The 25,604-nt window shown below is 60.6% G+C and carries 26 protein-coding genes and 1 pseudogene; 18 read left to right on the forward strand and 9 right to left on the reverse strand.

Going from position 1 to position 25,604, the window contains the following annotated elements; all coding sequences use genetic code 11:
• The 5 genes from EEQ99_RS23265 to EEQ99_RS23285 form a co-directional block, all read left to right on the forward strand.
• The coding region (locus EEQ99_RS23265; RefSeq protein ID WP_127431168.1) for an ABC transporter ATP-binding protein at positions 1-879 on the forward strand (879 nt) is incomplete at its 5' end.
• Positions 880-894: 15 nt separating this feature from the next.
• Positions 895-2,445, forward strand: a complete 1,551-nt coding sequence (locus EEQ99_RS23270) for a GMC oxidoreductase (RefSeq protein ID WP_047614523.1) — start codon at positions 895-897, stop codon at positions 2,443-2,445.
• Between the two features lies 1 nt (position 2,446).
• On the forward strand, positions 2,447-4,102 hold the full coding sequence (locus tag EEQ99_RS23275; protein ID WP_097545171.1) for a GMC family oxidoreductase: 1,656 nt from the start codon (positions 2,447-2,449) through the stop codon (positions 4,100-4,102).
• A 24-nt stretch (positions 4,103-4,126) separates the two neighbouring features.
• Entirely contained in the window at positions 4,127-5,305 is a 1,179-nt protein-coding gene (locus tag EEQ99_RS23280; RefSeq protein WP_097545172.1) for a Gfo/Idh/MocA family protein, read from the forward strand.
• A complete protein-coding gene (locus tag EEQ99_RS23285) occupies positions 5,302-7,371 on the forward strand; it encodes an FAD-dependent oxidoreductase (protein WP_097545173.1) in 2,070 nt (689 codons plus the stop codon). The genes EEQ99_RS23280 and EEQ99_RS23285 overlap by 4 nt, the downstream gene beginning before the upstream one ends.
• Before the next feature lie 34 nt (positions 7,372-7,405).
• Here EEQ99_RS23285 and EEQ99_RS23290 read toward each other — a convergent pair whose 3' ends face one another.
• The 3 genes from EEQ99_RS23290 to EEQ99_RS23300 all read right to left on the reverse strand — a co-directional run bounded on the left by EEQ99_RS23290 (position 7,406) and on the right by EEQ99_RS23300 (position 9,095).
• Entirely contained in the window at positions 7,406-7,588 is a 183-nt protein-coding gene (locus EEQ99_RS23290) for a hypothetical protein (protein WP_097545174.1), read from the reverse strand.
• 122 nt (positions 7,589-7,710) lie between these two features.
• Positions 7,711-8,505 (reverse strand): exodeoxyribonuclease III, encoded by a 795-nt coding sequence (xth, locus tag EEQ99_RS23295; RefSeq protein ID WP_097545175.1) that lies wholly within the window; start codon positions 8,503-8,505, stop codon positions 7,711-7,713.
• A 92-nt stretch (positions 8,506-8,597) separates the two neighbouring features.
• The gene (locus EEQ99_RS23300; protein WP_097545176.1) at positions 8,598-9,095 is read right to left on the reverse strand and encodes a hypothetical protein; all 498 of its coding nucleotides are present in this window, start codon (positions 9,093-9,095) and stop codon (positions 8,598-8,600) included.
• 298 nt (positions 9,096-9,393) lie between these two features.
• On the opposite strand from EEQ99_RS23300, the gene EEQ99_RS23305 reads away from it, so the two are divergent.
• Positions 9,394-9,909 (forward strand): hypothetical protein, encoded by a 516-nt coding sequence (locus EEQ99_RS23305; RefSeq protein ID WP_097545177.1) that lies wholly within the window; start codon positions 9,394-9,396, stop codon positions 9,907-9,909.
• 15 nt (positions 9,910-9,924) lie between these two features.
• Here EEQ99_RS23305 and EEQ99_RS23310 read toward each other — a convergent pair whose 3' ends face one another.
• Both EEQ99_RS23310 and EEQ99_RS23315 read right to left on the reverse strand, forming a co-directional pair.
• On the reverse strand, positions 9,925-10,548 hold the full coding sequence (locus tag EEQ99_RS23310; protein ID WP_047614536.1) for a response regulator: 624 nt from the start codon (positions 10,546-10,548) through the stop codon (positions 9,925-9,927).
• 2 nt (positions 10,549-10,550) lie between these two features.
• The gene (locus EEQ99_RS23315) at positions 10,551-11,939 is read right to left on the reverse strand and encodes a sensor histidine kinase (protein ID WP_097545178.1); all 1,389 of its coding nucleotides are present in this window, start codon (positions 11,937-11,939) and stop codon (positions 10,551-10,553) included.
• A gap of 401 nt (positions 11,940-12,340) precedes the next feature.
• Here EEQ99_RS23315 and EEQ99_RS23320 point away from each other — a divergent pair, with 401 nt between their 5' ends.
• Entirely contained in the window at positions 12,341-13,183 is an 843-nt protein-coding gene (locus EEQ99_RS23320; RefSeq protein WP_097545179.1) for a class I SAM-dependent methyltransferase, read from the forward strand.
• A gap of 58 nt (positions 13,184-13,241) precedes the next feature.
• Here the strand turns inward: EEQ99_RS23320 and EEQ99_RS23325 are convergent, their stop codons facing one another.
• Positions 13,242-13,535 carry a hypothetical protein gene (locus tag EEQ99_RS23325; protein ID WP_047614542.1) on the reverse strand — a complete coding sequence of 98 codons (294 nt, stop codon included), beginning with the start codon at positions 13,533-13,535 and terminating at the stop codon, positions 13,242-13,244.
• A 197-nt stretch (positions 13,536-13,732) separates the two neighbouring features.
• On the opposite strand from EEQ99_RS23325, the gene EEQ99_RS23330 reads away from it, so the two are divergent.
• The 4 genes from EEQ99_RS23330 to EEQ99_RS23340 all read left to right on the forward strand — a co-directional run bounded on the left by EEQ99_RS23330 (position 13,733) and on the right by EEQ99_RS23340 (position 15,458).
• Positions 13,733-14,131, forward strand: coding sequence for a DUF1236 domain-containing protein (locus tag EEQ99_RS23330; RefSeq protein WP_047614544.1), 399 nt, complete (start codon positions 13,733-13,735; stop codon positions 14,129-14,131).
• A 149-nt stretch (positions 14,132-14,280) separates the two neighbouring features.
• Positions 14,281-14,448 (forward strand): hypothetical protein, encoded by a 168-nt coding sequence (locus EEQ99_RS34690; protein WP_164735955.1) that lies wholly within the window; start codon positions 14,281-14,283, stop codon positions 14,446-14,448.
• Entirely contained in the window at positions 14,445-15,026 is a 582-nt protein-coding gene (locus tag EEQ99_RS23335) for a BA14K family protein (RefSeq protein WP_047614545.1), read from the forward strand. The genes EEQ99_RS34690 and EEQ99_RS23335 overlap by 4 nt, the downstream gene beginning before the upstream one ends.
• A gap of 117 nt (positions 15,027-15,143) precedes the next feature.
• Positions 15,144-15,458, forward strand: coding sequence for a hypothetical protein (locus EEQ99_RS23340; RefSeq protein ID WP_047614547.1), 315 nt, complete (start codon positions 15,144-15,146; stop codon positions 15,456-15,458).
• 26 nt (positions 15,459-15,484) lie between these two features.
• On the opposite strand, the gene EEQ99_RS23345 is transcribed toward EEQ99_RS23340, so the two are convergent.
• Positions 15,485-16,378, reverse strand: a complete 894-nt coding sequence (locus tag EEQ99_RS23345; protein ID WP_047614549.1) for a LysR family transcriptional regulator — start codon at positions 16,376-16,378, stop codon at positions 15,485-15,487.
• A 149-nt stretch (positions 16,379-16,527) separates the two neighbouring features.
• On the opposite strand from EEQ99_RS23345, the gene EEQ99_RS23350 reads away from it, so the two are divergent.
• The gene (locus EEQ99_RS23350; protein WP_097623493.1) at positions 16,528-17,541 is read left to right on the forward strand and encodes a L,D-transpeptidase family protein; all 1,014 of its coding nucleotides are present in this window, start codon (positions 16,528-16,530) and stop codon (positions 17,539-17,541) included.
• A gap of 31 nt (positions 17,542-17,572) precedes the next feature.
• On the opposite strand, the gene EEQ99_RS23355 is transcribed toward EEQ99_RS23350, so the two are convergent.
• Positions 17,573-18,364, reverse strand: a complete 792-nt coding sequence (locus EEQ99_RS23355) for a phenylalanine 4-monooxygenase (protein ID WP_047614550.1) — start codon at positions 18,362-18,364, stop codon at positions 17,573-17,575.
• Between the two features lie 123 nt (positions 18,365-18,487).
• Between EEQ99_RS23355 and EEQ99_RS23360 the strand changes: the two genes are divergently transcribed.
• Positions 18,488-18,949 carry an Lrp/AsnC family transcriptional regulator gene (locus tag EEQ99_RS23360; RefSeq protein WP_029867957.1) on the forward strand — a complete coding sequence of 154 codons (462 nt, stop codon included), beginning with the start codon at positions 18,488-18,490 and terminating at the stop codon, positions 18,947-18,949.
• Between the two features lie 33 nt (positions 18,950-18,982).
• Here EEQ99_RS23360 and EEQ99_RS23365 read toward each other — a convergent pair whose 3' ends face one another.
• Positions 18,983-19,462 carry an Lrp/AsnC family transcriptional regulator gene (locus EEQ99_RS23365; protein WP_029867958.1) on the reverse strand — a complete coding sequence of 160 codons (480 nt, stop codon included), beginning with the start codon at positions 19,460-19,462 and terminating at the stop codon, positions 18,983-18,985.
• 129 nt (positions 19,463-19,591) lie between these two features.
• Between EEQ99_RS23365 and hppD the strand changes: the two genes are divergently transcribed.
• The 5 genes and pseudogenes from hppD (at position 19,592) to EEQ99_RS23390 (ending at position 25,509) form a co-directional block, all read left to right on the forward strand.
• Entirely contained in the window at positions 19,592-20,701 is a 1,110-nt protein-coding gene (gene hppD, locus EEQ99_RS23370; protein ID WP_029867959.1) for a 4-hydroxyphenylpyruvate dioxygenase, read from the forward strand.
• Positions 20,702-20,763: 62 nt separating this feature from the next.
• Positions 20,764-22,125 carry a homogentisate 1,2-dioxygenase gene (gene hmgA / locus EEQ99_RS23375; RefSeq protein ID WP_097545181.1) on the forward strand — a complete coding sequence of 454 codons (1,362 nt, stop codon included), beginning with the start codon at positions 20,764-20,766 and terminating at the stop codon, positions 22,123-22,125.
• Positions 22,126-22,177: 52 nt separating this feature from the next.
• Positions 22,178-23,203, forward strand: a complete 1,026-nt coding sequence (locus tag EEQ99_RS23380) for a fumarylacetoacetate hydrolase family protein (RefSeq protein WP_029867961.1) — start codon at positions 22,178-22,180, stop codon at positions 23,201-23,203.
• Positions 23,200-23,832, forward strand: coding sequence for a maleylacetoacetate isomerase (gene maiA / locus EEQ99_RS23385; protein WP_097545182.1), 633 nt, complete (start codon positions 23,200-23,202; stop codon positions 23,830-23,832). The genes EEQ99_RS23380 and maiA overlap by 4 nt, the downstream gene beginning before the upstream one ends.
• Positions 23,833-24,184: 352 nt before the next feature.
• Positions 24,185-25,509: pseudogene (locus EEQ99_RS23390) on the forward strand (COG3904 family protein).
• Positions 25,510-25,604 lie beyond the last annotated feature (95 nt).

Raw genomic sequence — 25,604 nt, forward strand, 5'->3', positions numbered from 1 at the left:
GTGTTCCAGTCCTATGCGCTCTATCCGAACATGACGGTGGCGGGCAACATCGCCTTCGGCATGGAGATCCGCGGCGTGCCGAAGGACGAACGTGCCAAGGCGATCAAGCAGGTCTCCGACATGCTGCAGATCGGCCATCTGCTCGACCGCAAGCCGAGCCAGCTGTCGGGCGGCCAGCGCCAGCGCGTCGCCATGGGGAGAGCCTTGGTGCGCAATCCGCAGGTCTTCCTGTTCGATGAACCGCTCTCCAATCTCGATGCCAAGCTGCGGGTCGACATGCGCACCGAGATCAAGCGGCTGCATCAGCGCATGGGCACCACCTTCGTCTATGTCACCCATGATCAGATCGAGGCGATGACGCTGGCGACCAAGATCGCCGTGCTGAAGGACGGGGTGCTGCAGCAGTTCGGCACGCCGGCCGAGATCTATAACAGCCCCTCCAATATCTTCGTCGCCGACTTCATGGGATCGCCGGCGATGAACCTCTTGACCGCCACCGTCGAAAACGGCGCCGGCGGGCTGGAAGTCTCGCTGGAGCGGCCGAATGCCGCCCCGCTCAAGCTCCCCGTCATGGCTGGCAACAATGGCCTGACCACCTATACCGGCAGACAGGTGATCTTCGGCATCCGCCCCGAGGCCTTGACCGATCCGGATGGCGCCGACCGCAAGGCGCGCATGCTGAGCGAGGGCGACTGCCTGATCGAGGTGGTCGAACCGGCCGGCTCCGACACCTTCGCCGTCACCAAGCTCGGCGGCAAGTCCGTCGTCGCCCGGCTGCGCGCCGATGCCGGTATCGCGCCAGGCCAGACAACCCGACTGGCCTTCAATCTCGATAAGGCCGTCTTCTTCGATCCACAAAGCCAGGCGAGGATCGGGTGATGGCCAGGTGCTGATATGAGCGGTTCACCAGATATCGTCATCATCGGTTCAGGCGTCGGCGGCTCCACGGTCGCCGCCGGCCTGGCGGTGACCGGCGCCCGGATATTGATCCTCGAGGCCGGCGATCACATCGCCGATCTTCCGGTCAATCGCGACCAGCGCGCCATCTTCCAGCGCGGGCATTTTCGGCCGAAGGAAACCTGGTACGAGGCGAACGGCAAGGGATTCAACCCCGGCAACTACTACAATGTCGGCGGGAATTCGAAGTTTTACGGCGCGGTCTTGTCGCGCTATCGCGAGCAGGATTTCGACGTCATCGAGCACCGGGAAGGTGTGTCGCCGGCCTGGCCGTTTCCCTATGAAACCCTGGAGCCGTGGTATTGCCGGGCGGAACTGATGTATCAGGTTCGCGGCAGTCTGGGCGAGGATCCCACGGAACCGTATCATTCGGCTGCCTACGACTATCCGCCGGTCCCTGACGAGGCGCCGATCGCTGATGTCAGGGCGCGTCTCAAGAAGAAAGGCCTGCATCCGTTTTCCCTGCCGCTCGGCCTGGATCTCGATGCCTGGCTCTCCAAGGCACGCACGCCTTGGGATGCGCATCCCAATTCACGGGACGGCAAGATGGACGCCGAGACTGCAGCCCTTGCCGTGGCGCTGAAGCACGAGAACGTCCGGCTCGAAACCAATGCGCGCGTGACGAGGCTCGACATGGGCGCGGGGAACCGGATCGACCGGGTGACCTATGTCAAGAACGGTGAGACGCTGACCGTTTCGGCGAAGATCGTCATCCTCGCCGCCGGGGCGGTCCAGTCCTCCGTGCTTTTGCTGCGCTCGAAAAACGACCGCTTCGCAAGCGGCCTGGCGAATTCTTCCGATCAGGTGGGCCGCAACTTCATGAACCACAATGCGTCGGCCGTTATCGGCGTCTCGCCAAAATTCAGGAACACGGCTGTCTACCAGAAGACGTTTGCCTTTAACGACTTCTATCTCTCGGACGGTGAGGGAGGACCACCGCTCGGCAATGTGCAGCTCCTGGGCCGCATTTCCGAGAAAGTCCTCAAGGGCTCTCTGCCGCAGGCTCCGGAATGGTTTCTGCGCTTCATCACAACTCATGCCATCGACTTCTATGCCATGAGCGAGGACGTGCCCAATCCCGAAAGCCGGGTCATGGTCGATGGAGACCGGATCATTCTTCAATGGCAGCGAAGCAACTGGGACGCCCATCTTGCCCTTGTCGCCAAGCTGAAGGTCATCCTGAAATCGATCGGATTTCCGGTCGTGCTGTCGCGGCCCTTCGACAAACGCACGCCCTCCCATCAATGCGGAACGATACGCATCGGCAACGATCCCGCGACAGCGCCGTTGGATCCGTACTGCCGTTCCTACGATCACCAGAACCTCTTCGTCGTCGACGCCGGTTTCCTCCCCACCTCGGCGGCGGTCAATCCTGCGCTCACCGTCGCCGCCCAGGCGCTGAGAGTGGCGGATCACATTGCGGCGAAGGACTTTGCGGGCATGACAGAGGCGCTGGCGGTCGCCAGGCCGGATGCAACAGGACAGTAAAATGGGATTCGATTACATCATCACCGGCGCCGGTCCGGCAGGATGCGTGCTGGCAAGCCGGCTGAGCGAAGATCCTGATGTCAGTGTCCTCCTGCTCGAAGCGGGTGGAGGCGACTGGAATCCGCTGTTTCACATGCCGGCCGGCTTCGCCAAGATGACCAAAGGCGTCGCCAGCTGGGGATGGGAAACCGTTCCCCAGAAGCACATGAAAGGCAGGGTGCTGCGTTATACGCAGGCGAAAGTCATCGGTGGCGGCTCGTCGATCAACGCACAGCTCTATACCCGCGGCAACGCTGCGGATTATGACCTCTGGGCGCGGGAGGACGGCTGCGAGGGCTGGGATTACCGCTCGATCCTTCCCTATTTCAAACGCGCGGAGGACAACCAGCGCTTCGCCGACGACTACCACGCCTATGGCGGTCCGCTGGGGGTCTCGATGCCGGCTGCGCCGCTGCCGATCTGCGACGCCTATATCCGTGCGGGGCAGGAACTCGGCATTCCCTACAACCACGATTTCAACGGCCGCCAGCAGGCGGGCGTGGGATTTTACCAACTGACGCAGCGCAATCGCCGCCGGTCGTCGGCTTCGCTCGCCTATCTCTCGCCGATCAAGGACCGCAAGAACCTGACGGTCCGGACCGGCGCTCGCGTCGCGCGCATCATCGTCGAGGGAGGCCGTGCGACAGGCGTCGAGATCGTGACCGCGCGCGGCCAGGAGATCATCCGCGCCGAACGCGAAGTGCTGATTTCTTCCGGCGCTATCGGATCGCCGAAGCTGCTTCTGCAGTCCGGCATCGGACCGGCCGACCATCTGCGCTCGGTTGGCGTCAAGGTGCTTCACGATCTGCCGGGTGTCGGCGGCAACCTCCAGGATCACCTGGATCTTTTCGTCATATCCGAATGCACCGGCGATCACACCTATGACGGCGTCGCAAAGATCCACCGCACGCTTTGGGCAGGGCTTCAGTATGTCCTGTTCCGCACCGGTCCGGTCGCCTCGTCGCTCTTCGAGACCGGCGGTTTCTGGTACGCCGATCCGCAAGCGCGTTCCCCTGATATCCAGTTCCACCTCGGTTTGGGATCGGGCATCGAAGCGGGCGTCGAGCGGCTCAAGAATGCAGGTGTGACGCTCAACTCTGCCTATCTGCATCCGCGCTCGCGCGGGACGGTCCGTCTGTCATCCGCCGACCCGGCTGCCGCGCCCTTGATCGACCCCAATTACTGGTCGGATCCTCACGACAGGAAGATGTCTTTGGAGGGGCTCAAGCTCGCGCGCGAGATCATGCAGCAGGCGGCGCTGAAGCCCTATGTCATGGCCGAAAGGCTTCCGGGACCGAATGTCATGACCGACGAAGAGCTCTTCGATTATGGCTGCGCCAACGCAAAGACCGATCATCATCCGGTCGGTACCTGCAAGATGGGGACGGGGCCTGACGCGGTTGTCGGGCTCGATCTCAAGGTCCATGGCCTCGAAGGCCTGAGGGTATGCGATTCATCCGTCATGCCGCGCGTGCCGTCGTGCAACACCAACGCCCCGACGATCATGGTCGGTGAAAAAGGGTCGGACCTCATTCGGGGCTTGCCGGCACTTGCCCCCACCATTTTCGCCTACGAACGCAACGATGCGCGGCCTCGGGCTCGCGCCGAAATCCGGTGAGCCGCGTCGAGAGGAGAGACGACAATGTCTGAAGTCAAAGTGGCCGTGCTTGGCGCCTCGGGCTGGATGGGGAAGGTCCACACGATGGCCTACCAGACCTTTCCGCATTTCTTCGGAGTGTCGGACGGAACGGCGCGGGTCGTCGCTCTCGTCGAAGGCCCCTCGACGGCAGCCGAGGATATTGACCACCGAGCGCCGGGCGCAAAAATTCTTGGGGATTGGAAACTGGCGGTCGCGGATCCCGATGTCGATCTGATCGATATCTGCCTGCCTGACCATCTTCACTACGAGGTGGCCAAGGCGGCTTTGCTGGCCGGCAAACATGTCTACTGCGAGAAGCCATTGGCAAACACCGCCGCTGAAGCGCGGGAGCTGGCCGACATCGCCAGGGAAAAGGGCGTCATTACCCGCGTCGGGCACGCCTTCCCCCGAAACCCGGTCCATGATCTTGCGAAAGACATCATTCAATCCGGCGAAATCGGCGAGATCAAGCTGTTCCGCGGCTGCCAGCACGTCGACATGTATGGTGATCCCTATGCGCCGTTCATGTGGCGCGCCGATGGAAAGCTTGCGCCGACCGGGATCGTCGGTGATACCGGCTCGCACATTTTCAGTTTCATGGATTTCCTGGTTGGCCGCGTCAGTTCCTTGATCGCCGACAATCTGATCGTGACGCCGCGCAGGCCTGTCGTCGAGGGTCTTGCCTATGGTGAGCAGGTGAAACTGACAGGCAACGAGTCCTGGGCTGATATCACCAACCCCGATGCAACGAACCTGCTCTGCCGGTTCGAAAACGGCGCCGGCGGAATCGTCGATTTCAGCCGTGTCGCGACCGGCCGCAAGTTCATGCAGACCTATGAAATCTACGGAACGAAAGGCAGCATCGCCTTTAACTATGACGAGATAAACCGGCTGCGCTTCTACTCCAACGACGACCGGACGGGGCGGCGCGGCTTCCGGGAGATCGACGTGGGACCTGAAAATTCGACCTTCCGGGCTTTTCTCCCGCTGCCGAATTTCGGATTAGGCTATAATGAAAGCAAGATCATCGAAGTGGCCGAGGTGATCCGCTCGATCGTTGCCAACAGGCCGATGTGGCCGACATTCGAGACCGGTCACCACATCTGCCAGATCGTCGACGCATGCATGGAGTCTTCCCGGCAGAGGCGCTGGGTCGACATCCCGCTGGCTGAACGCCAATGACCATGGACGTTCCGCAGGAAATTCTCGACGCGCTGACCGATGTCGACATGCCGCGGCTGCCACCCGAGGCCGCTCCTTCGGAAACGGTCCGGCTCGCCGGCGTTGAGGTGCCGGTCTATCGGGCCGGCTGCATCGTCGTCGGATCCGGCGCGGCAGGTCTGCGGGCGGCGGTGGAATTGAAGCGGCGCGGCGATGACGTCGTTATCGTCAGCCAAAGCGCGTGGGGTGGAACCTCGGCCTGTTCGGGATCGGACAAGCAGACCCTGCACACTGCGAATACGGCGGATCAGGGCGACAATTACAAGGCGATGGCCCGATCCATCCGCAGCGGCGGCGCGATGGACGAGGACACGGCCTACGTCGAGGCGGTGGGCTCGTCGCGGATGATGGCGTCGCTCCAGTTCTTGGGCCTGCCGCTGCCCCAGGATCCGCTTGGGGGAACGCTGAGATATCAGACCGATCATGATGAGGTCGGGCGCGCCACCAGCTGCGGCCCGCGCACCTCGCGCCTGATGGTCAAGGTGCTGGCCGAGGAGGCGATCCGACTGGGCGTGCCGTTTTACAACCAGACCACGGCGGTCAAGATCCTCACTGGGGGCGAGGGGGCTGACCGTCATGTCGTCGGCATGCTTGTCATGCGCGCCAGCGACCGTACAGAGCAGAATCCGCTGGGTATCGCGCTGTTCGTCAGCAGCGTGATCGTGCTCGCCGCCGGCGGGCCGGGCGAACTCTATCGCGACAGCGTTTATCCCAATGGCTGCTTCGGCTCTCTTGGATTGGCGCTGGAAGCCGGCGTCGAACTCGTCAACCTGACCGAAAGCCAGTTCGGCATCGGAACGCGCAGGGAAGGATTTCCATGGAACCTGTCGGGCACCTATGTCCAGGCGATCCCGCATATCTATTCGATCGATAGCGAAGGCGTCGAACACCACTTCCTGGCAGACTATTACCGCAGCACGCAAGAACTGGCGTCGAACGTCTTCCGCAAGGGCTATCAGTGGCCCTTTCATGCGACGCGCATGCTCGATTTCGGCTCCAGCCTGGTCGATCTCGCCATCTCCAGCGAAACTGCCGCTGGCCGGCGCGTTTTCATGGACTTCAACCGCAATCCGCTGTCCGTACCGGGCGATCTGCCGTTCAGCCTGGAAAGACTGGACGAAGATGTCCGCGACTATCTCGGCAAGGCCGGCGCCGACCAGGACATGCCGATCGATCGATTGAAGCATATGAACCCGCTCGCGATCGAGCTCTACCGCCGCTATAAGATCGATATTGCCGAAGAGCCGCTCGAATTTGCGGTCAACAACCAGCATATGAACGGCGGCATCATGATCGACACCTGGGGCCGCAGCAATCTCGGCGGCTGTTACGCGGTCGGGGAGGCCGCGGGCACCCATGGGGTGACGAGGCCGGGGGGAGCGGCGCTCAATGCCGGGCAGGTCTTCGGCACCCGCGCGGCCGAGCACATCAGCGCGAGCGGCAGGGCGAAGCGGACAGCTTCAGGGGATATAACCGGTACGGCAGAGACAGGCATCTCCGATCTCCTTGCCGCCCTTCGCACCGAGAGCCCACTCACCGTCAAATCGATCCGCTCGGAGGTGCAGGCGCGAATGAGCGAGAAGGCTGGCATCCTCTGCGATCAGCAGAATGTGGCCCGAGCCTTGATCGAAGCGCGCAAACTGAATGTGGACATCCGCGCCAACGGCGTCGCCTATGGTCGCGCAGCGGAGGCGGTCCGAGGCGTGCAATGGCGGCATATGGCGCTCGCCTCGGAAGCCGTGCTCAGCGCGCTTGATTTCTTCATTCGCGGTGGCGGCGGCAGCCGTGGGGCGCGAGCGATATGCGATATAGCGGGCGAATCCACGCCGCTCGCGCGCTCAGGTCCATTGCCGGATTATCGCTTCCGGAAAGAACGCGAATCGCATCGCAAGGAGCAGATCGTCGTTCGTCTCGATGGTGATGAGATAAGGCTTTCAACGCAGGCGAACCGTAGTTTCGATGAAAGCGCCAAGTCCTTCTTCGAGCGGGACTGGCCATCCTGGTTGACGGGCCGCATCTACGACTGAGGTCGGACGAATGAGGGGACGCCAGATCGGCTGATCAATCAGGATTCGCAACCGCGGGCGGAACACGAACTCGCTCGGTGTCGTCAGAGCCTTCGGCAATGGCTTCCTCGCTTCTGCGCATTCGCCTTGGCGGATTCTTGCCTTCGATAGGCTTCGGCGACATTTGGTCGTCGGCCTGGATCTCATCGGTGTTGAGGTAGTTCTTGCTTTCGTCCATAGCGGTCACCTCAGGTTGGGGAATTGCGATGCAGGAAAACGATTCTCCGCATCGGCGCTTTGCACGCTAACGCTCGGCGACATGACGGGTTCCCTCGCTGGTCGGCCAGCGGTGGCCGAGGCTCATAGGTCGGCTCCGGCTTCGGAAACGTCGAGCTCGATTATGACGGGCGCGTGGTCGCTCGTATGTTCCCAGCCGCGCGGTTTTCTCCGGACCGTCGCCGATCGAAGCCATGGCGCGACGGCCGGACTGAGCAGGAAGTGGTCGATCCGAAGCCCCGCGTCACGTTCGAAGCTGTTTCGCCAATATTTCCAGAAGGTGTAGATGCGCTCGCCCGGATGCAGATGCCTGATGGCGTCGGTCCAGCCCTGGCCGACGAGTTGCGCATAGGCCTTGCGCACTTCCGGTCTGAAGAGGGCATCGTCCAGCCAGCGTTCCGGCTTATAGACGTCGATCTCCGTCGGCATGACGTTGAAGTCGCCGGCCAGGATCGAAGGCACCTCGAGCTCGAGGAGTTCGGCGGCGTATTCGTGCAGGCGACGGAACCACCGGAGTTTGTACTCGAACTTGACGCCCGGGAACGGATTTCCGTTCGGAAGATACAGGCACCCGATCACGATGCCGTCGACGACAGCTTCGATATAGCGGCTGTGGCTATCATCGGGATCGCCGGGAAGTCCGCGCCGCGTCAGGATCGGTGTCTTGCCCTTGGCCAGGATGGCTACCCCGTTCCAGGATCGCTGTCCGTGCCAGACGGCGCCGTAGCCGGCCCTTTCGATCTCCCTTCGCGGAAACCCCGCGTCGTCTGTCTTCAGTTCCTGGAGGCACACCACATCAGGGGCGTCCTCCTTGAGCCAGCGCAGCAGGATGTCCAGCCGTCCATTGATCCCATTGACGTTGTAGGTTGCGATTTTCATCATACTCCCGGAAGCCGGGCCCCCGCCGGACATGCTCTAGAAACGCTCTTAAATTTCCTCCTCGGAATGTCTTGCCGGCCATGGCTGGCGCCTCAACGCGTCGCACCGAAGACGAAGGCGATGCCGGCGACGATCGCAACTGCTGTCAGCGGCTGCCGGCGTATCCGATCCTCGAGGTCGTGGACGAAGCTGCTTGCTTCCGCCTTTGCCAGGCGGGCTGTCCCGGAAGCCAGCTCCGAAGCCGACTCCGCTATCCGACCGGCTTCTTTCTGAAGCGCGCGCATCTTCTCGTGATCGGCATCAAATCCTTCGGAGGAACGGGCGAATTCGCCGGTCGAGCGCAGAGCTTGATCCGCGAGCGGAAACGCCTCGTCGAGTTTGGTGGGATCGGGCTCTCGCTTCACGCGCTCGGCGGCCTCGACGTCGCTGCGCCCGGCAGGAATTGAGGTGTGGGTGGCTGACACCGGGTCGGAGGCCGGAAAAGTGTCCTCGATTGCGCTGTCGAGTTCGCCCTTTCGGGACTGCTTCCGCTGCTCTGCCTGTTCTTTTCGCATGGATTGGACTGCGGGGGATTCGTTCGGGTTTGCCATCGGGGTTTCCTCTGTTGCACTTCGACAAACAAAGCGACGACGAGCGGAGAAGTTCCATAGAAATGCTTCCGCGCCTCACAGAGCAACAGCGACGCGCGAAACGAGCAATGCCGGCGCGCGCAATCGCTCGGACTTTTCTGGACGACGAGGGTCACAATCAATCAGTCGGACCAAAGTCTTGCCAGTGCCTACTACCTAGGTCGGTTGCATTCTGCATTGGGAAAAGCGAGAAATCTCATGCGCCATATGGCATATATTGTATGGAAAACGGCGAAGAACCGCCGAACGAGGCTATTGCATGAATATCCGGAAACGCGATTTTCTGAGATTGGGCGGCAGCGCGGCCATCGCCCTGGTCGCTGCCGCATCGCCAGCCACTTTGAATCTCGACGGTTTCCTTCCTGGTCTGGCGGTGGAACGCGCACAGGCAAAAGACGGCAACAACGGCAATGGCGGCGGTAACGGCAATGGGGGAGGGAACGGCAACAGCGGCAATGGCAACGGGGGAGGGAATGGGAATAGTGGCGGCAGCGGCAATGGCTCGGGAAATGGCAATAGCGGTGGCAACTCCGGTAGCGGTTCTGGATCCTCTTCCAGTTCCTCTTCAAATACCTCTTCTACAGGGGCGTCGGGAGGATCGGGAACGAAAGCGACCGAAGCGTCCGATGGCTCGATCAATGTCCGTCACGCGAATGGCATCACGGAAAGCCTGCGCAGTGGCCGCTACATCATGAAGGACTCGAAAGGGCGGACGATCGTAAGCCGGCAGGCGACGGCCAACGATGCCCTCCGATTGAGCCGTTTCTTTCGCTAAAAGCTGAATCTTGTTTTAATGCAGTTCGCGCCATTGCAGAGCCGCTTCCGTCCTGTTCGAGGCGCCGAGCTTGCTCAGAATCTGGGTCATATGGTGTTTCACGGTCTTTTCCTGCAGGCCGAGACGCAAGCCGATATGCTTGTTTGACAAGCCTTGAGCGACAAGATCCATCACCTCGCGTTCCCGTGGCGTCAGACTGCTTTTATCCGACGTTCCGCCATTCAGTGAATTCTCCATGACCTTTGCCGACATGGTTGGCGAGATATATCGCGTTCCACCGAGGACGGTTTGGATTGCTTCGGCGAGACCGCGGGAGCCGACACCCTTCAGAACATAACCCATCGCGCCCCGTTGCAGAGCGTCAAGCAAGGTGTCCACCTCCTCGGATACCGTCAACATCAGCACTTTCGTCGTCGGGCTCCGCTCCAGGACGTTGCTGATCGCAGACAGCCCGCCGCCGGGCATCGAGACATCGAGGAGCATAATGTCGGGGCGGTTGTCCGAAGCGATCATCGCCGCGTCATCGCTGCTGGCGCCTTCGCCAATGACGACAAAGCTGCTGATCTCCGACAAGCTGCGCGTGACGCCCTCGCGAAAAAGCGGGTGGTCGTCCACGACGCCGATGGTGATTGATGTCATCTCTAATCTCCCACTTCCATAGGCTCGAAGGTCATGGTCACGGTCGTCCCACCTTCCCCTGTCTTGATGTCGAAGGATCCTCCGAGGCTGTCGATGCGTTCCCGAAGTCCGACAAGACCGAGGCTCGCTGGCCTCACCTCGGTCGGATCGAAGCCATTGCCGCGATCGCTGACCTCGACACGGACATGGCCTTTGTGCGAGACGGCGCTGACAGCCTGCTGAACGCCGCCGCCGTGGCGATAGGCGTTGTTCAAGGCTTCCTGGACGAAGCGATAGATACAGATCTTCACGGCAGGAGCAAGTTCAGGTCCATCCTCGTCGATGACGGTTTCGACATTGGTTTCTGTCTTATGCTGATGCGCTTCGACGACCCGCATGACGATCTCGGTGATCGATGACTTCTCGATCTGCGGCAGCACCAGCCCGCTACAGATATTGCGGATCTCCGTCATCGCCTCGGCAAGGCTCGAGCGTATCCAGGAAAGCTCTTTCTCGCGTGCTTCGGGCTCTGTGGAAGCGTTGATCAACAAATCGCTGTCCAGCCGCAATGAGGCATAGGCGATGTGCTGGGCCGGACCGTCGTGCAGATCGGCGCCGATGCTGCGCAGATATGTTTCGTTGAGCGCCGCCGCCCGCTGGGAGGCGCGCTGCAGCCGCCGCTGAAGCCCGCGATTTTCCGAAAGCAGCGCAGACAGTTCATTGACCCGTTCCTTGAGATCCTTGCGTTGCGCCTCGATCGTGCGACTGCCCCGAAATACCAGAGCGGAGAGAATAAGGAAAAAGATTGCCGTGAGAGCGGCGACGGCGCCCCAGCTCCGGAGCCTGGCATGCGCCAGACTGTCGCTCAGTCCTTCTGCCGTCTCGTAGAACTCAAGGACGGCGACCGCCTGTCCGGACCAAGGCTGGAGGACAGGATTGTAGATTTCCATGAGCGGCTTGCCGAGTGCGCGCTCCTCGCTGCTTTCCGGATCGCTGGCGATCTCGTAGCGCGCAACCAGAGACCCTGCGAATGCGCTGCGGAGTTTGTCGTTGACCGGGAATCTCTTTCCCACCAGTTCCTTCTCGTTCGAATAAAGGATGGTGCCGTCGCCTCGCCACAGCTTGAACGAAACAAGACGCCTGCCGAGCGCACCCTGGCCGAGCGTCTCGTCGAGAGCCTGGGCACTGCCTTCGTCCAGCAGCGATTCCTTTTGCATGTCGGGAAGCAGCGGCGCGACGACGCTGTCCACATATAGTGCCGTTGCAGCACCGGAATTGTGGATGACTGCCTCCTCTATGAGGTGGGTGACGAGAATGCCCACCAAGAACATGGTGGCGATCGATATGAGCCCACCCGCGACGAAGAACTGGGAGGCGAGGGTGCGGGCATTCCAGCGGCGAAGCCAATTCATTTTGATACCGGCGAGAGACTTGCAGAATAACCTACCGCTTCTTTAGAGTTTTTCCAAACGGTGTCAGGGTGCATTCCTCGTATCGAAGATCTCGGCGCCCGCTATGCTCTGGGTCAACCGGAGGCTATCGCCCGACATGGCTGCGCCGAAAACGTAGAGAAGGGCGGCCAGAACGATAACAAGAGCGAAAACGGACGCGCTGCAGGCGCCATTGATTCGGGATCTATTAGTCCGGGACATGTTCGGATCTCCTTCGGTATCGTTCGAAACGGAGCGGAACCGGTGCCCGTTCCACATTGGGGCTTGGGTCGGAGAAGGGTGGGACCAAGGTCTGATCCCGTGGACATTCGCAGATTCAGGCATATTTCAGGCTCGATGGGCTCGGGTCTGGAGGTTTGCGAGTGACAGCTTCTATCGATATCGAAGGCGGCGCCGGCGCCGGATCTCTGGCGCTTTTTCCGGAAAGCGTTGCCGACCTATACGAGACCTTTCTCGTGCCGATCCTCTTCGAACCCTATGCATCGGAAATGGCAATCATCGCCGAACGGTCGCAACCAGGCAGTGTTCTCGAGGTCGCTGCGGGGACGGGCGCTTTGACACGCGCTCTGCGGGCGAGGCTTGATCCAGCAACCGAGATCGTTGCTACCGACCTCAGCCAGGCGATGATTGACGTCGGCGCATCTTCGCTGACGCTGTCGCGGACCCACTGGATGCACGCCGATGCGCAAGATCTGCCGTTTGCGCCCTCGATGTTCGATCTCGTCGTCTGCCAGTTCGGCGTGATGTTCTTTCCTGATAAGCCGAAGGCCTATGGCGAGGCTAAAAGAGTGTTGCGCAGCGGCGGTCATTTTCTGTTCTCGACGTGGGATTCACTCGAGGCCAACGATTTCGCAAGATGTGTGGATGAATGCCTGGGAAGGTTCTTCCCGTCAGATCCGCCGGATTTTTTCAGGCGCTTGCCATATTCCTACTTCGACCCCGATCTGATCAAGGCGCAACTGACTGCGGCGGGGTTTGATGCGGTGTCCTGCGATCGGGTCGAATTGACATCCGTCGCAGCCACCGCGCGCGACGTGGCTGCGGCGTTCTGCCAAGGCACTCCGCTCAGGGGAGAAATCGAACAGCGGGCGCCGGAACGTATGTCGGAAATCGTCGATCAAGTGGCCGAGCGCGTGGAATCGCGCTACGGAGCCCGTCCTAGCGGCGGCATGAGCGCGCTCATCGCCGCCGGCCGCGCACCATAATGCTGCGTGGCGCGGGGTGTCGTCTCGATCAGGCGCTTCCTCAGGCGGTCCAAGAGATCTATCCGCCCGGATATGACGGCTCATCGGACTTTAGCGGGTCTGCGTAGGAGGCGTCCTCTATCGCGCGGATGACGTGCCGCTCGATCACCAAACAGGTCTCGTCGTACTCTTGCACCAGGTTCGGATTGAACCGTCGCTTTCGAACGGAGTCGCGGGCTTCGACTGCCATCTGATAGGCTTCGAAGAGCTCGAGCAGCCACGGGTCGCGCGCTTCCATGATCAGCTTCCGCATCTGCGGCAGGCGCATCGCCAGGCGCCTGCGTCCGGCTTCCCGACGGTTGGATCGCGCCATCTCCTTCGATCTCCTGCTTATGCCCGCGATTACGCGGCTTCTGGATTCTGAAATAGCGTCGGCAACGGACGTTGGAATGGGTTTAGGACCAAAGGCCGGGATCGCTCAGACTGAGGTCCGGGGCGTGGAACGACCCCGCCTCCAGCCAGTTGGTTTGGCAGCGGTCACGAAGGCCGCTCCAACACAAGGAGGAAACAATGCTCTCCAAACTTATCGTCGGCGCAGCAACTGCCGCGACCCTCATGTCGGGCGTCGCATTCGCCCAATCCTCGACCGTCAATGGTGCGGCCGGCGGTGCAATCACCGGAGCGATCGTCGGTGGTCCCGTTGGCGCTGCTGTCGGCGGCGTTGCCGGCGCAGTCGTGGGCACGGCGATCGATCCGCCGCCGGCAAAGGTCGTCACCTATGTCCGCGAGGCCCCGGCGCCCTCGGCACGCGTGGTCGTGAAGGAAAAGGTCGTTATCGGTCAACCCCTGCCGGAGACGGTCGTCGTCACGCCCATTCCGGACGACCCCACCTATGCTTACGCGGTGGTCAATGATGAACGCGTCATCGTCGAACCGTCGTCCCGCAAGGTGATCCAGGTTATCAAGTGACCTGATCCTCTGCGCGGCCTCTGCCGCACCTTCCTTCCGGAAATCAACTTTTAAGGACCCGAGAACCGCCGCACGACGGACGCCAGCGTCGTCGTGCGGCCAAAGCAACGAGCCGGCGGCCCTGCGCCGCCGGGCCTGAGGAGAGGAACATGATCTATTCCGAAGAGAAATCCGGTGGTCTGGCCGTGCCGCTGATCGCCATCATGCTGGCTATTGCCGGCATTCTCGCCGTGCTTGTCGCTACCGGCGGCCGAGAGAGCGCGGCTGTCGGCCGCGTCTGGGTTCCCCAGGCGCAACAGCAAGGTTCGGGACAATGAACGCCATCGCATCCCTTGCCTTTGGCATTGTCAGCTCTGTCGGAGCCTGCATCGCTGCCGCATCTGTCGCGTCCCACGTCGTGGCGGAGTCCGAACCACACACCTTCAACGACCTCGCAGCACGCGATCTATGGACGACGACGCCAGTGAAAATCGACCCGCGGCAGCAGCGCTATGAGCGAATTCCGCCGCTCTATTCCAGCTATGTCACCGAGGCGCCGGCGATCATGATGTCAGCGGCAAGATCGGATGCCGCTCGCCCGTCAACCGAACTTCCGCCGCCTCAGCCAAAACTTTCGGCCGAACACCTTGCCTGGTGTGGGGAACGCTACCGCTCCTTCAATCCCGAAACGAACACTTATCGATCCTATAGCGGCGAGACCCGCGAGTGCTCGCCGCCGTTCCGGCAGATCACCGCGGAATCCGATGAACGCGTCGGCATGAAAGCGAATGCACAGGCGGCAGCCCGGTGCGCTGCTCGCTACAAGTCGTATCGACCGGAAGACAACACATATCAACCATGGGATGGACCGAGACGCTCCTGCGACATGTCGGATCTCCTTGCGACGCGCAATTGATCATCGGGGGTGGGCGCGGTCTATGCCAAGCTGCACTGACCGGGATGTCGGACCAAAGTCCGTGTTACAAACGCTGCGGTTGTGATAACCGGTTGTATTAGAGGTTGGAGATCGGGGATGGCAACGACGCTGATAACGGAAATCCAGCAGGCGCAGACAAGGCTCCCGTTCTTGAGCAGGGCGGATAGAGGAGCCCTCATCGTTCGCATCCTCCACGAACTGAAGGCGCATCGGCGGGAGGCGCTCGGAAACGTGCCGGCCGAGCGCTGCGTTTGGATCGACACCCTCATCGCCTCCGTGTCTTCGACGATCTCGGAAATCGTCAGCATGCAGGACGCCGAGTTCAATCGTGTCCTGAACGAGTTCGAAAAGCTAATGGCGACGCTCGATGACATTTCGCATACGAAGAAGCGGCCGAAGACAATTCATTGAGGAATACATTGGCAGGCACTTACCCATCAGCTTCGATGGCGTAGCGCATCCACCAGAGCGACGAAGGCTGGAGAGGACTGCCTTCTGCTGGGATAGTAGAGATGGTAGCCATCCCAGTGTGGTGAAAAGGATTGCAGCACGCGTCTCAGATGGCCCTTTGCGATATGGGCAAGAGCGACATCTTCCGGCACGTATGCCAGGCCAAGTCCGTGCAGAGCCGCTTCCACACTCTGATAGGAGTTGTTGAAGGCAAGCTGTCCCTCCACTCTGATCCTGATTTCTTTCCCATTGTCTTCGAACTCCCATGCCCAGAAGCCCCCGTAGGTCGGCAGGCGCTCGTTGATGCAGTTGTGGCGGACGAGGTCCTGCGGATGCTCCGGAATCCCCATGCTGTCGAAATAGGAGGGCGCGCCAACGACGGCAAAAGGGAAATCAGGCCCAATGCGCGTCGAGATCATGTCTTTCGCCACCTGCTCTCCCATCCGGACGCCCGCGTCGAAGCGCTCCGTCACGATGTCGGACAGTCCGTTCTCGCGTATCAGTTCGACTTTGATGTCAGGGTTGTCCGGCAGGAAGCGCTGAAGCTTCGGCCAGATGATGCAGTTGATAGCGTGATCGGATGCCGTGATGCGAATGTTCCCGGCGGGTCTTTCCCGGAGCGCCGTGAGAGCGTCGAGCTGAGCATCGATCTCGTCGAAATGTGGCCCCACGCCTTGAAATAATCGTTCTCCCGCTTCGGTGAGCGAAACGGCTCGGGTGGTCCGGGTCAGAAGGCGGATGCCCAGGCGCGCCTCGAGCTGGCGGACGATATGGCTGAGTGCCGACTGGGACACGCCCAGCTTCGCAGCGGCGCGCGTAAAGCTCTTCTCTCGGGCGACCGCCAGAAAAACCATCAGGTCATTGACGTTCTCGCGCGGCATTGATGGGCTCCTTCGGATCAAATGGCGGTTGTACCGAATTTGCAGGGGCCGGACATTGAAATCATCGTGAACATATGGCCGATACGTGCGCTGTCGGCGGAATTCTCCAACCGTCTCGTCGCAATGGAACAAGTTGCAGCGCTGGCCATTTGTCGTCCATGAAAACAGCCCTGCCGATGTCGCTGCTCGCTCTCACCATCTCCGTTGGCGGTGCGAGCGCGCGGGAACTCCAACCCGAAGCCATCAATACCGCGTCGATTGCTTCCATTGAGGCAGGCAAGCCCAAGCCCGCAGATCCAGACCCGGCGATCGCCCGCCTTCAGGTTCTGCTCGACCGGGCGGGTTCGTCTCCAGGCGAGATCGATGGCCTCTACGGGGAAAACGTCAGCAAGGCCGTGGCCGGCTTCGAGGCGATGAACAAGCTTCCTGTCGATGGCAGGCTGGATCCGGAAGTCATCTCCCACCTGGAAGGCAATGGCCCGATCGTCGCCCCGATCGTTGAAAGCTACGTCGTTTCGGCGGAGGATGCTGCCGGCCTCGTCGACAAGATCCCCGAGGACTATGGCGAGAAGGCGAAGATGCAGAGCTTGGGATATGTGAACGTTGCCGAGAAGCTGTCCGAGCGCTTCCACATGGGTATCGATCTTCTCAATGCCCTCAACCCGGGTTCGCAGTTCGCTCCCGGCGATACGGTGTGGGTCGTGAACTCAGGTCCGCCGAGGGAAGGAAAGGTCAAGAGGATCGAAGCCGACAAGAAGACGGGGCAGGTGCTCGCCTATGCCGAGGACGGATCACTGCTTGCCGTCTATCCCGCGACGATCGGCAGCGAAGACAATCCGGCGCCGTCGGGCAAGCATAAGGTCAAGGGCGTGGCGAAGATGCCGGTCTACCGATATGACCCGAAGCGCAACTTCAAGCAGGGAAAGAACGACAAGGTCCTGACCATCCCGAAAGGACCGAATGGCCCGGTTGGCACGGTGTGGATCGATCTGACCGAACCGACCTATGGAATCCATGGCACGCCGGAGCCGAAGCTCATCGACAAGGTTGGATCGCATGGCTGCGTGCGGCTGACGAACTGGGACGCCGAAGAGCTGGCCGGCATGGTCAAGCCAGGAGTCCTGGTGGACTTCGTCAATCGAAGTGCAGCCACGCCGAAGTGAGGCCCGCACCCGCCGCCTGATCGTCAGCGATTCACGACGCCTTGGCTTCGAAAGCGGGGGCGAAATCACCGAGCGATTTCGCCTTGAGGATCATGCCCTCGATATCCTGCTCCACGATCGCTTCGAGATCGGCGAAGCTGTCGATAACGTAATAGATCGGCTGGAGGATATCGATCCGGTAGGGCGTTCTCAGCACGCTCATGAGATCGAACGGCCGGAACTCGCAGGCCTTGCCTTCCATTGCCGCTTTCGCTTCGCTTGGCGATGAGACGATGCCCGCGCCGAAGCAGCGCCGGCCCTGCGGCGTGTTGATCAGGCCGAATTCGACGGTGAACCAGAAGATGCGGAACAGATGCCAGGAATAACCCTTGCCGAGACCGACGGCGGTTTCGCCGAAATGCCGGACGAAATTGGCATAGCTCTGATTGGTGAGCATCGGGCAGTGGCCGAAAACCTCGTGGAACAGGTCCGGTTCCTCGATATAGTCGATATGTTCGCGACGGCGCAGGAAGGTTGCAAGCGGGAATTTGCCTTGCGACAGAAGCTCATAAAAGCGTGAGGGCGGAATGAGGGCCGGCACGCCTTCGACGCCGAAGCCGGTGGTCTCGTTCAGGCGTCTGTTCACATCGAGAAGCTGAGGCACCTTATCAGGCGTCAGTCCCAGCAATTTGACGCCGTCCAGATATTCGCGGCACGCCGTATCGGCGAGCAGCTTCATCTGACGCCGGTAGAGCTCGCCCCATATCGCATCTTCATCCGGGGTATAGTCATAGAGGCCGTCCGGGCCGGGCAGTTTGGCGGTGTAGCTGCTTTCCTTGGTCATTCGCTGATCCTCCCAGATGCGGCGCTATTCCTCCCATTATGATCCAGGTTTGGAGGATTTTCTTTTCTTTCGTGCTGGCTGTTGCCATACTGTTGGCAAATCTTCCCGAAAGCGGCGCATAAAATGAAAGAAACTGGGAATTTTCACCGCAAGCTTCTGCAACTCGTTCAGGCCGACGGCAGCCTTTCGCTGGCAGACCTGGCCGAAAAGGCCGGCATGTCGCAGAGTTCGGCTTGGCGGAAGATCCAGGAACTGGAAGCCGACGGCGTCATCCGCAAGCGGGTGACGCTGCTCGATCCCGGAAAACTCGATCTCAAGCTCTGCGTCATTGCCCATGTGACGCTGGAGGATCACCACGAAGAGGCGGTTGCCTCTTTCGCTTCCGTTGTGCTGGAGCGGCCGGAGATCATGGAGTGTTACGCCCTGTCAGGTGCCTTCGACTATATGCTGAAGATCCGGGCGAGGGACGTGGAAAGCTACGAAGCCTTCATGACCCGCTACCTCATGCGCAATCCGCATGTGCGCACCGTCGTCTCGAGCTTCGTGCTGCGCGAGCTGAAATTCTCGACCGAACTGCCGCTCTGATTGAGATGCGTCTAGGGCGATGCTGTCGCCGTATCAATGACCCGGCATGTGCACCGGAAAGCCTTCGAATGTCTTCAGCGTGTCGAGCACGATCGACGTCTTCACATGCTGCACCGACTCGTGCGGCAACAGAACGTCGTTGACGAATTTGGAGAGGTCGGCGAGCCCGCGGGTCGCCACTTTCAGGTGATAGTCCATTTCACCGGTCAGCGCATAGGCTTCGAGAACTTCCGGCAGTCCGTTGATCAGCTGCGAAAACCGGCGGGCATTGTCCCGGTTGTGGGTGGCAAGCGTCACCGAAATGACCACCAGCATATCCAGACCCAGCTTCTGCTGATCGAGGTAGGCGCGGTAGCTGCGAATATATCCCTCAGCCTCCAGTCTCGTGCGCCGGCGCGAGCATTGCGACGGTGAAAGCGCGATCCGCTCGCCGAGCTCGTTGTTCGTCAACCGTCCGTCCTTTTGAAGTTCCTGGAGCAGGCGCAAATCCAATTTGTCGAGCTGTTCATCCATTGCGCAAAATCTCCAAAATACTCACGAACCGTGCATAATATCTTCTTGGAACATGAAGAATGCAAGAACTTTGCGCGCGTTTTGGGCCACACTTTGCACCAGTCAAGGTTCAATCCTCAGGAGGAGAAAATGGGCCCTTTTCCACATGACGCGCCGCCTTCGGAAATCACCCCCGACAACCCGGCCGGCACCGACGGCTTCGAATTCGTCGAATTCGCCCATCCCGAGCCCGAGAAGCTCAGCGAGCTCTTCACACGCATGGGCTATGTCGCGGTCGCCAGGCACAAGACCAAGGACATCACCGTCTGGCGCCAGGGTGATATCAACTATGTCCTGAACGCCGAACCCGGCAGCCATGCCGCCCGTTTCGTCGCAGCTCATGGTCCCTGCGCCCCGTCGATGGCATGGCGCGTCGTCGACGCCAGGCACGCCTTCGATCATGCGGTGTCGAAGGGCGCCGTTCCCTATGAAGGGGACGACAAGATGCTCGACGTCCCGGCGATCGTCGGCATTGGCGGCTCGCTGCTCTATTTCGTCGAGACCTATGGTGCAAAGGGATCGGTTTACGATGCCGAGTTCGATTGGCTTGGCGAGCGCAACCCGCATCCCCAGGGGATCGGCTTCTATTATCTCGACCATCTCACCCACAACGTCTTCCGCGGCAACATGGACAAGTGGTGGGATTTTTACCGCAACCTGTTCAATTTCAAGCAGATCCACTTCTTCGATATCGATGGCCGCATCACAGGTCTGGTCAGCCGCGCCATCACCTCACCCTGCGGCAAGATCCGCATTCCGCTGAATGAATCGAAGGACGATACCAGCCAGATCGAGGAATATTTGAAGAAGTACCGGGGCGAGGGCATCCAGCACATCGCCGTTGGAACGGAGGACATCTACGACGCGACCGACAGGCTGGCCGATAACGGCCTGCGCTTCATGCCGGGTCCGCCGGAGACCTATTACGACATGTCCTATGAACGGGTGAACGGCCATAGCGAACCGATCGAGCGCATGAAGAAGCACGGCATCCTCATCGACGGCGAAGGCGTGGTGAATGGCGGCATGACGAAAATCCTGCTGCAGATCTTCTCTAAGACCGTCATCGGCCCGATCTTCTTCGAATTCATCCAGCGCAAGGGCGACGAGGGCTTCGGCGAGGGCAACTTCCGTGCGCTGTTCGAGTCAATCGAGGCCGATCAGATCAAGCGTGGTGTCATCGGCACGGCGGCGGAGTAAACTCTAAGCGCCGCGGGTTTTCAGACCCGCGGCGCTGCGGCGTTTTCGGGGAGGAGTTGAGAATGGACCAGACATCGATCCAGGCTTCCGAGAGTGAAGCCGCGACGGCAAACAAGCTGAAATACATGCCGGGCTTCGGCAACGACTTCGAAACCGAGTCGCTGCCCGGCGCCTTACCGCAGGGCCAGAACAGCCCGCAGAAATGCAATTACGGCCTCTATGCCGAGCAGCTGTCCGGCTCGCCGTTCACCGCGCCGCGCGGCACGAATGAAAGGTCCTGGCTTTATCGCATTCGACCGAGCGTGCGCCACACCCGCCGCTTCTCCAACGCTTCCTATCCGCTCTGGAAAACCGCACCCTGCCTGGACGAGCATTCGCTGCCTCTCGGCCAGCTTCGCTGGGATCCGATCCCCGCGCCCACGGAAAAGCTGACCTTTCTCGAGGGAGTGCGGACCATCACGACGGCAGGCGATGCCACCACCCAGGTCGGCATGTCGGCCCATGCCTACCTCTTCAATGAGGACATGGTCGACGATTACTTCTTCAACGCCGATGGTGAACTGCTGATCGTGCCGCAGCTCGGCGCCATCAGAGTGTTCACCGAAATGGGCATCATGGATGTCGAGCCCCTGGAAATATGCCTCATCCCGCGCGGCATGATGTTCAAGATTTTGAGGGGCGGCGAGCAGACGGTGTGGCGTGGCTATATCTGCGAGAATTACGGCGCGAAATTCACGCTGCCGGACCGCGGGCCGATCGGCGCCAACTGCCTGGCCAACCCGCGCGACTTCAAGACACCGGTCGCCGCCTTCGAGGACAAGGAAACGCCCTGCCGCGTCCATGTGAAGTGGTGCGGAAAATTCTATGTCACGGAGATCGGCCACTCGCCGCTCGATGTGGTCGCCTGGCACGGCAATTACGCGCCTTACAAATATGACCTGCGGACGTTTTCTCCGGTCGGCGCCATCAGCTTCGACCATCCCGATCCGTCGATCTTTTCCGTGCTGACCGCGCCCACCGAAGATGCCGGCACCGCCAATGTCGATTTCGTGATCTTTCCGCCGCGCTGGCTGGTCGCCGAGCATACGTTCCGTCCGCCCTGGTACCACCGCAACATCATGAGCGAATTCATGGGCCTGATCCACGGCCAGTACGACGCCAAGGAGGAGGGTTTCGTGCCGGGCGGCATGAGCCTGCACAACATGATGCTTCCCCACGGGCCGGATGCGCTCGCCTTCGAAAAGGCATCCAATACCGAGCTCAAGCCGGTGAAGCTCGATCACACCATGGCCTTCATGTTCGAGACCCGGTACCCGCAGCAACTGACGAAATATGCGGCCGAGCTCGAAACGCTGCAGGATGACTACCTCGAGTGCTGGGACGGCCTGGAACGCAAGTTCGACGGAACCCCCGGATTCAAGTGAAGTATCAAGTGAAGCATCAAGCGAAGACATCCTCCAGCACAGGAATTCGGACATGAAACTTGCGACGTTGAAGGACTCTACGCGGGACGGCCGGCTGGTCGTCGTTTCCCGCGACCTGACCCGCTGTTCGGAAGTCGGCCACATCGCCCGCACATTGCAGGCAGCACTCGACGACTGGGAGCATGTGGCGCCGAGGCTTGCATTGATTGCCGAAGGCATCGAGACCGGAGCCCAGCCGACGATCCGCTTTCACGAACATGACGCAACGTCACCTCTACCGCGGGCCTACCAATGGGCCGATGGTTCCGCTTACGTCAACCATGTCGAATTGGTGCGCAAGGCGCGCGGCGCCGAGATGCCGGCGAGCTTCTGGACCGATCCGCTGATCTATCAAGGCGGGTCGGACACTTTCCTCGCTCCGCGCGAGCCGATCGTGATGGCCGACGAGGCTTACGGGATCGACATGGAGGGCGAGGTCGCCGTCATCACCGGCGACGTCGCCATGGGTTCCGGCCCGGAAGCGGCGCGCAGCGCCATTCGCCTGCTGATGCTCGTCAACGACGTGTCGCTGCGCGGTCTGATCCCCGACGAACTGGCGAAGGGATTTGGTTTCTTCCAGTCCAAGCCGGCCTCAGCATTTTCGCCGGTCGCCGTAACGCCGGATGAACTCGAAGACGCCTGGGATGGCGGCAAGCTGCACCTGCCACTGTTGGTGAGCTTGAACGGCAAGGCATTCGGCAAGGCCAACGCCGGCATCGACATGACATTCGATTTCGGCCAGCTGATCGCCCATGCCGCCAAAACCCGCCATCTCGCGGCCGGCACGATCATCGGCTCGGGAACGGTGTCCAACAAGCTGGACGGCGGCCCCGGCAAGCCGGTGGAGGAGGGAGGAAACGGTTACTCCTGCATCGCTGAACTCCGGATGATCGAGGCCATCGAGACCGGATCGCCGAAGACCCCCTTCATGAAGTTCGGCGATCAGGTCCGCATCGAGATGAAGGATCATGCCGGCCATTCGATCTTCGGGGCGATCGAGCAGACGGTCGAGAAATACGAGGGGGCCGGGCGGCAATGAACGAGGTCGTTCTCTACGACTACTGGCGATCATCGGCGAGTTATCGCGTCCGCATCGCGCTCAATCTCCTGGGCGTCGACTATCGGACCGTGCCGATCAACCTGTTGGAGGGCGCGCACAGGAGGCCGGACTATCTCGCGCTCAACCCGCAGGGCTTCGTGCCGACACTGGTGATCGATGGGAAAACACTGACGCAGTCGCTTGCTATCATCGAATATCTGGCCGAGACCCGACCGGAATGCGGATTGCTGCCATCGGATATCGCCGATCGCCAGAAAGTCCGCGCCCTCGCATATGCGGTTGCCATGGACATCCATCCGATCTGCAACCTGCATGTCGTCTCGCACCTCATGACGCTAACAGACAAGACGGATGCCCGCGAGGAATGGATGAAGCATTTCATCACCGACGGGCTTCGCAAACTGGAAGCCATGATCGGCAACGGCGATGGCGCGTTCAGCTTCGGAGATACACCGACGATGGCGGACCTCTGTCTCGTTCCCCAGGTCTACAACGCCCGCCGCTGGGGCGTGGATCTGACCGCTTTCACGCGTATCGTCGATATCGACGCCAGATGCGCCGAACTGCCCGCTTTCCAGGCGGCGCATCCTGACCGGGTGAAACCATAACGGCAGGCCTAACCACACGAAATCCGAAGGCGCACTGCCTTTTTCCTGCTGCTCCCACATCAATTGCCGGCACCGCGTCGGATCGCCTGGGCTGGGATCTATCGATCGCGGCGAGCTACCGGCGTTTACCGTGTCTTATCACTTCTGATTGTGCCGCTTGCCAGAAGATCGCTCCTTGTGCATTGATCAGGTCGCTGGGGTAGGTCTGAAATGTTCTCGTCAAAGCTGTTGATCTTCAAACTCGTAATGGACACGGGTTTGATCGCATTGAACGCTGATGGGATTTGATGATCACCCCCGGCAATACATACGTGAGCAAGATATGCTGCGAGTGACGACGGGAGAAATACACGTGCTCGAAGGCTGGAGAAGAATACGGAAATCCGTGTCGTTCATATCGATGCTGCTGGCTTTCGCCGCCCTGGCGCAAGAGACGCATGCGGCAATTCCTATGAACGTCTCGACGGCGCGCCGGGCAAGCGCGGCCTTGCGATAAAGGGCGCGTTCGAAATCTCCGACGATCCGAAGGCGCTTGTCGACGAGTACAAGCAGTTCCAGCCGGCCTATATTACCTTTGACTCGCCCGGTGGAAACGTGATCGTCGCGATCGAGTTCGGCCGCACCATCCGCGCGTTGAATGCGCGAACGATCCAGCTCAGAGCCGTGGAATGCGCATCGGCTTGCGCCTTCGCCTTCGTCGGTGGCGTTCAAAGATTTGCCGAGCCGGGGTCCATCGGCGTGCATCGGGTTTCCCTATCCGAAGATGCCGCCATGGACAGCAATTTGGCAGTCTCGTCTGTTCAATCGCTGACCGGCGAGATCATCGGATATTTGACCGACATGGGGGTGAGCCCCAATCTGCTGCAGCTCAGCCTGTCGATTGACAGCACCGATATAAGGTATCTCACCGCTGCGGAAATGCGAGACTGGAATATCATCACGCCCGAGGACATGTCCTCGCCATCGGCGGGCGAGCCGCCACCGCCGGGCGCTGCGCCACAGGTGAGCGCCACACCCGCCGTCACGCCATCAGACCCAAGCGCTTCCGAGGAGGCCACCGCAGCCGCACCCGGCGACCTGACCACGGAGGCGGTTGATTTCGTCAACCGTTACAATGACGAATGGTCGAAAGACAGCGCTTCTGCGCTTGATTTCATGAAGAGCGTCTATGCCGATCAGGTTTCCTTCTTCGGGACCGTGGTCGACAAAGACGTCGTCTTGAAAGACAAGGCAGCCTTCGCCCAACGCTGGCCAGAACGCATATACAGCGTCAAACCCGGCTCCGTGACCGCCAGCTGCGCTGGAAAATGCGAAATGTCGGGAATTGTCGAGTGGTTTGCTCGAAACCGAGAAACGGGTAGGACAACCTCCGGGATGGCGGAATTCTCTTTCGTGTGGAACACCGCCTCCCTGCAGATCGAGTCCGAGACCGGAAAGGTGATCGCCACGGACAAAGGAGCCAAAGCGCCGGATCGGTTGATCCAGCAGTGGATAGGACTGGACGACATCTGCCGCGGCAGCACCGATCGCTACGGCATCGAGACGGAGCGGGCCTGCAAACGGCGCAAGCAGATCAGTCCGCTGCTCAATCGCGTCGACTGGTGCTATGGCCATGAGGATGAAGCCGGAATGGATATGCAATGGCACAAATGCGATGCCAACTCCCGTAGGTATTGAGATTAAGTACGAGGCGGTTTCACCGTCGGCTGCGGCGAGCGCGGAGTAGAAGGCAAGAAGACCACGGCGTCTATCTCGAGCTTCAAACGAGTGGC

It is taken from the genome of Rhizobium anhuiense, assembly GCF_003985145.1.
Classification (GTDB): Bacteria; Pseudomonadota; Alphaproteobacteria; order Rhizobiales; family Rhizobiaceae; genus Rhizobium; species Rhizobium anhuiense.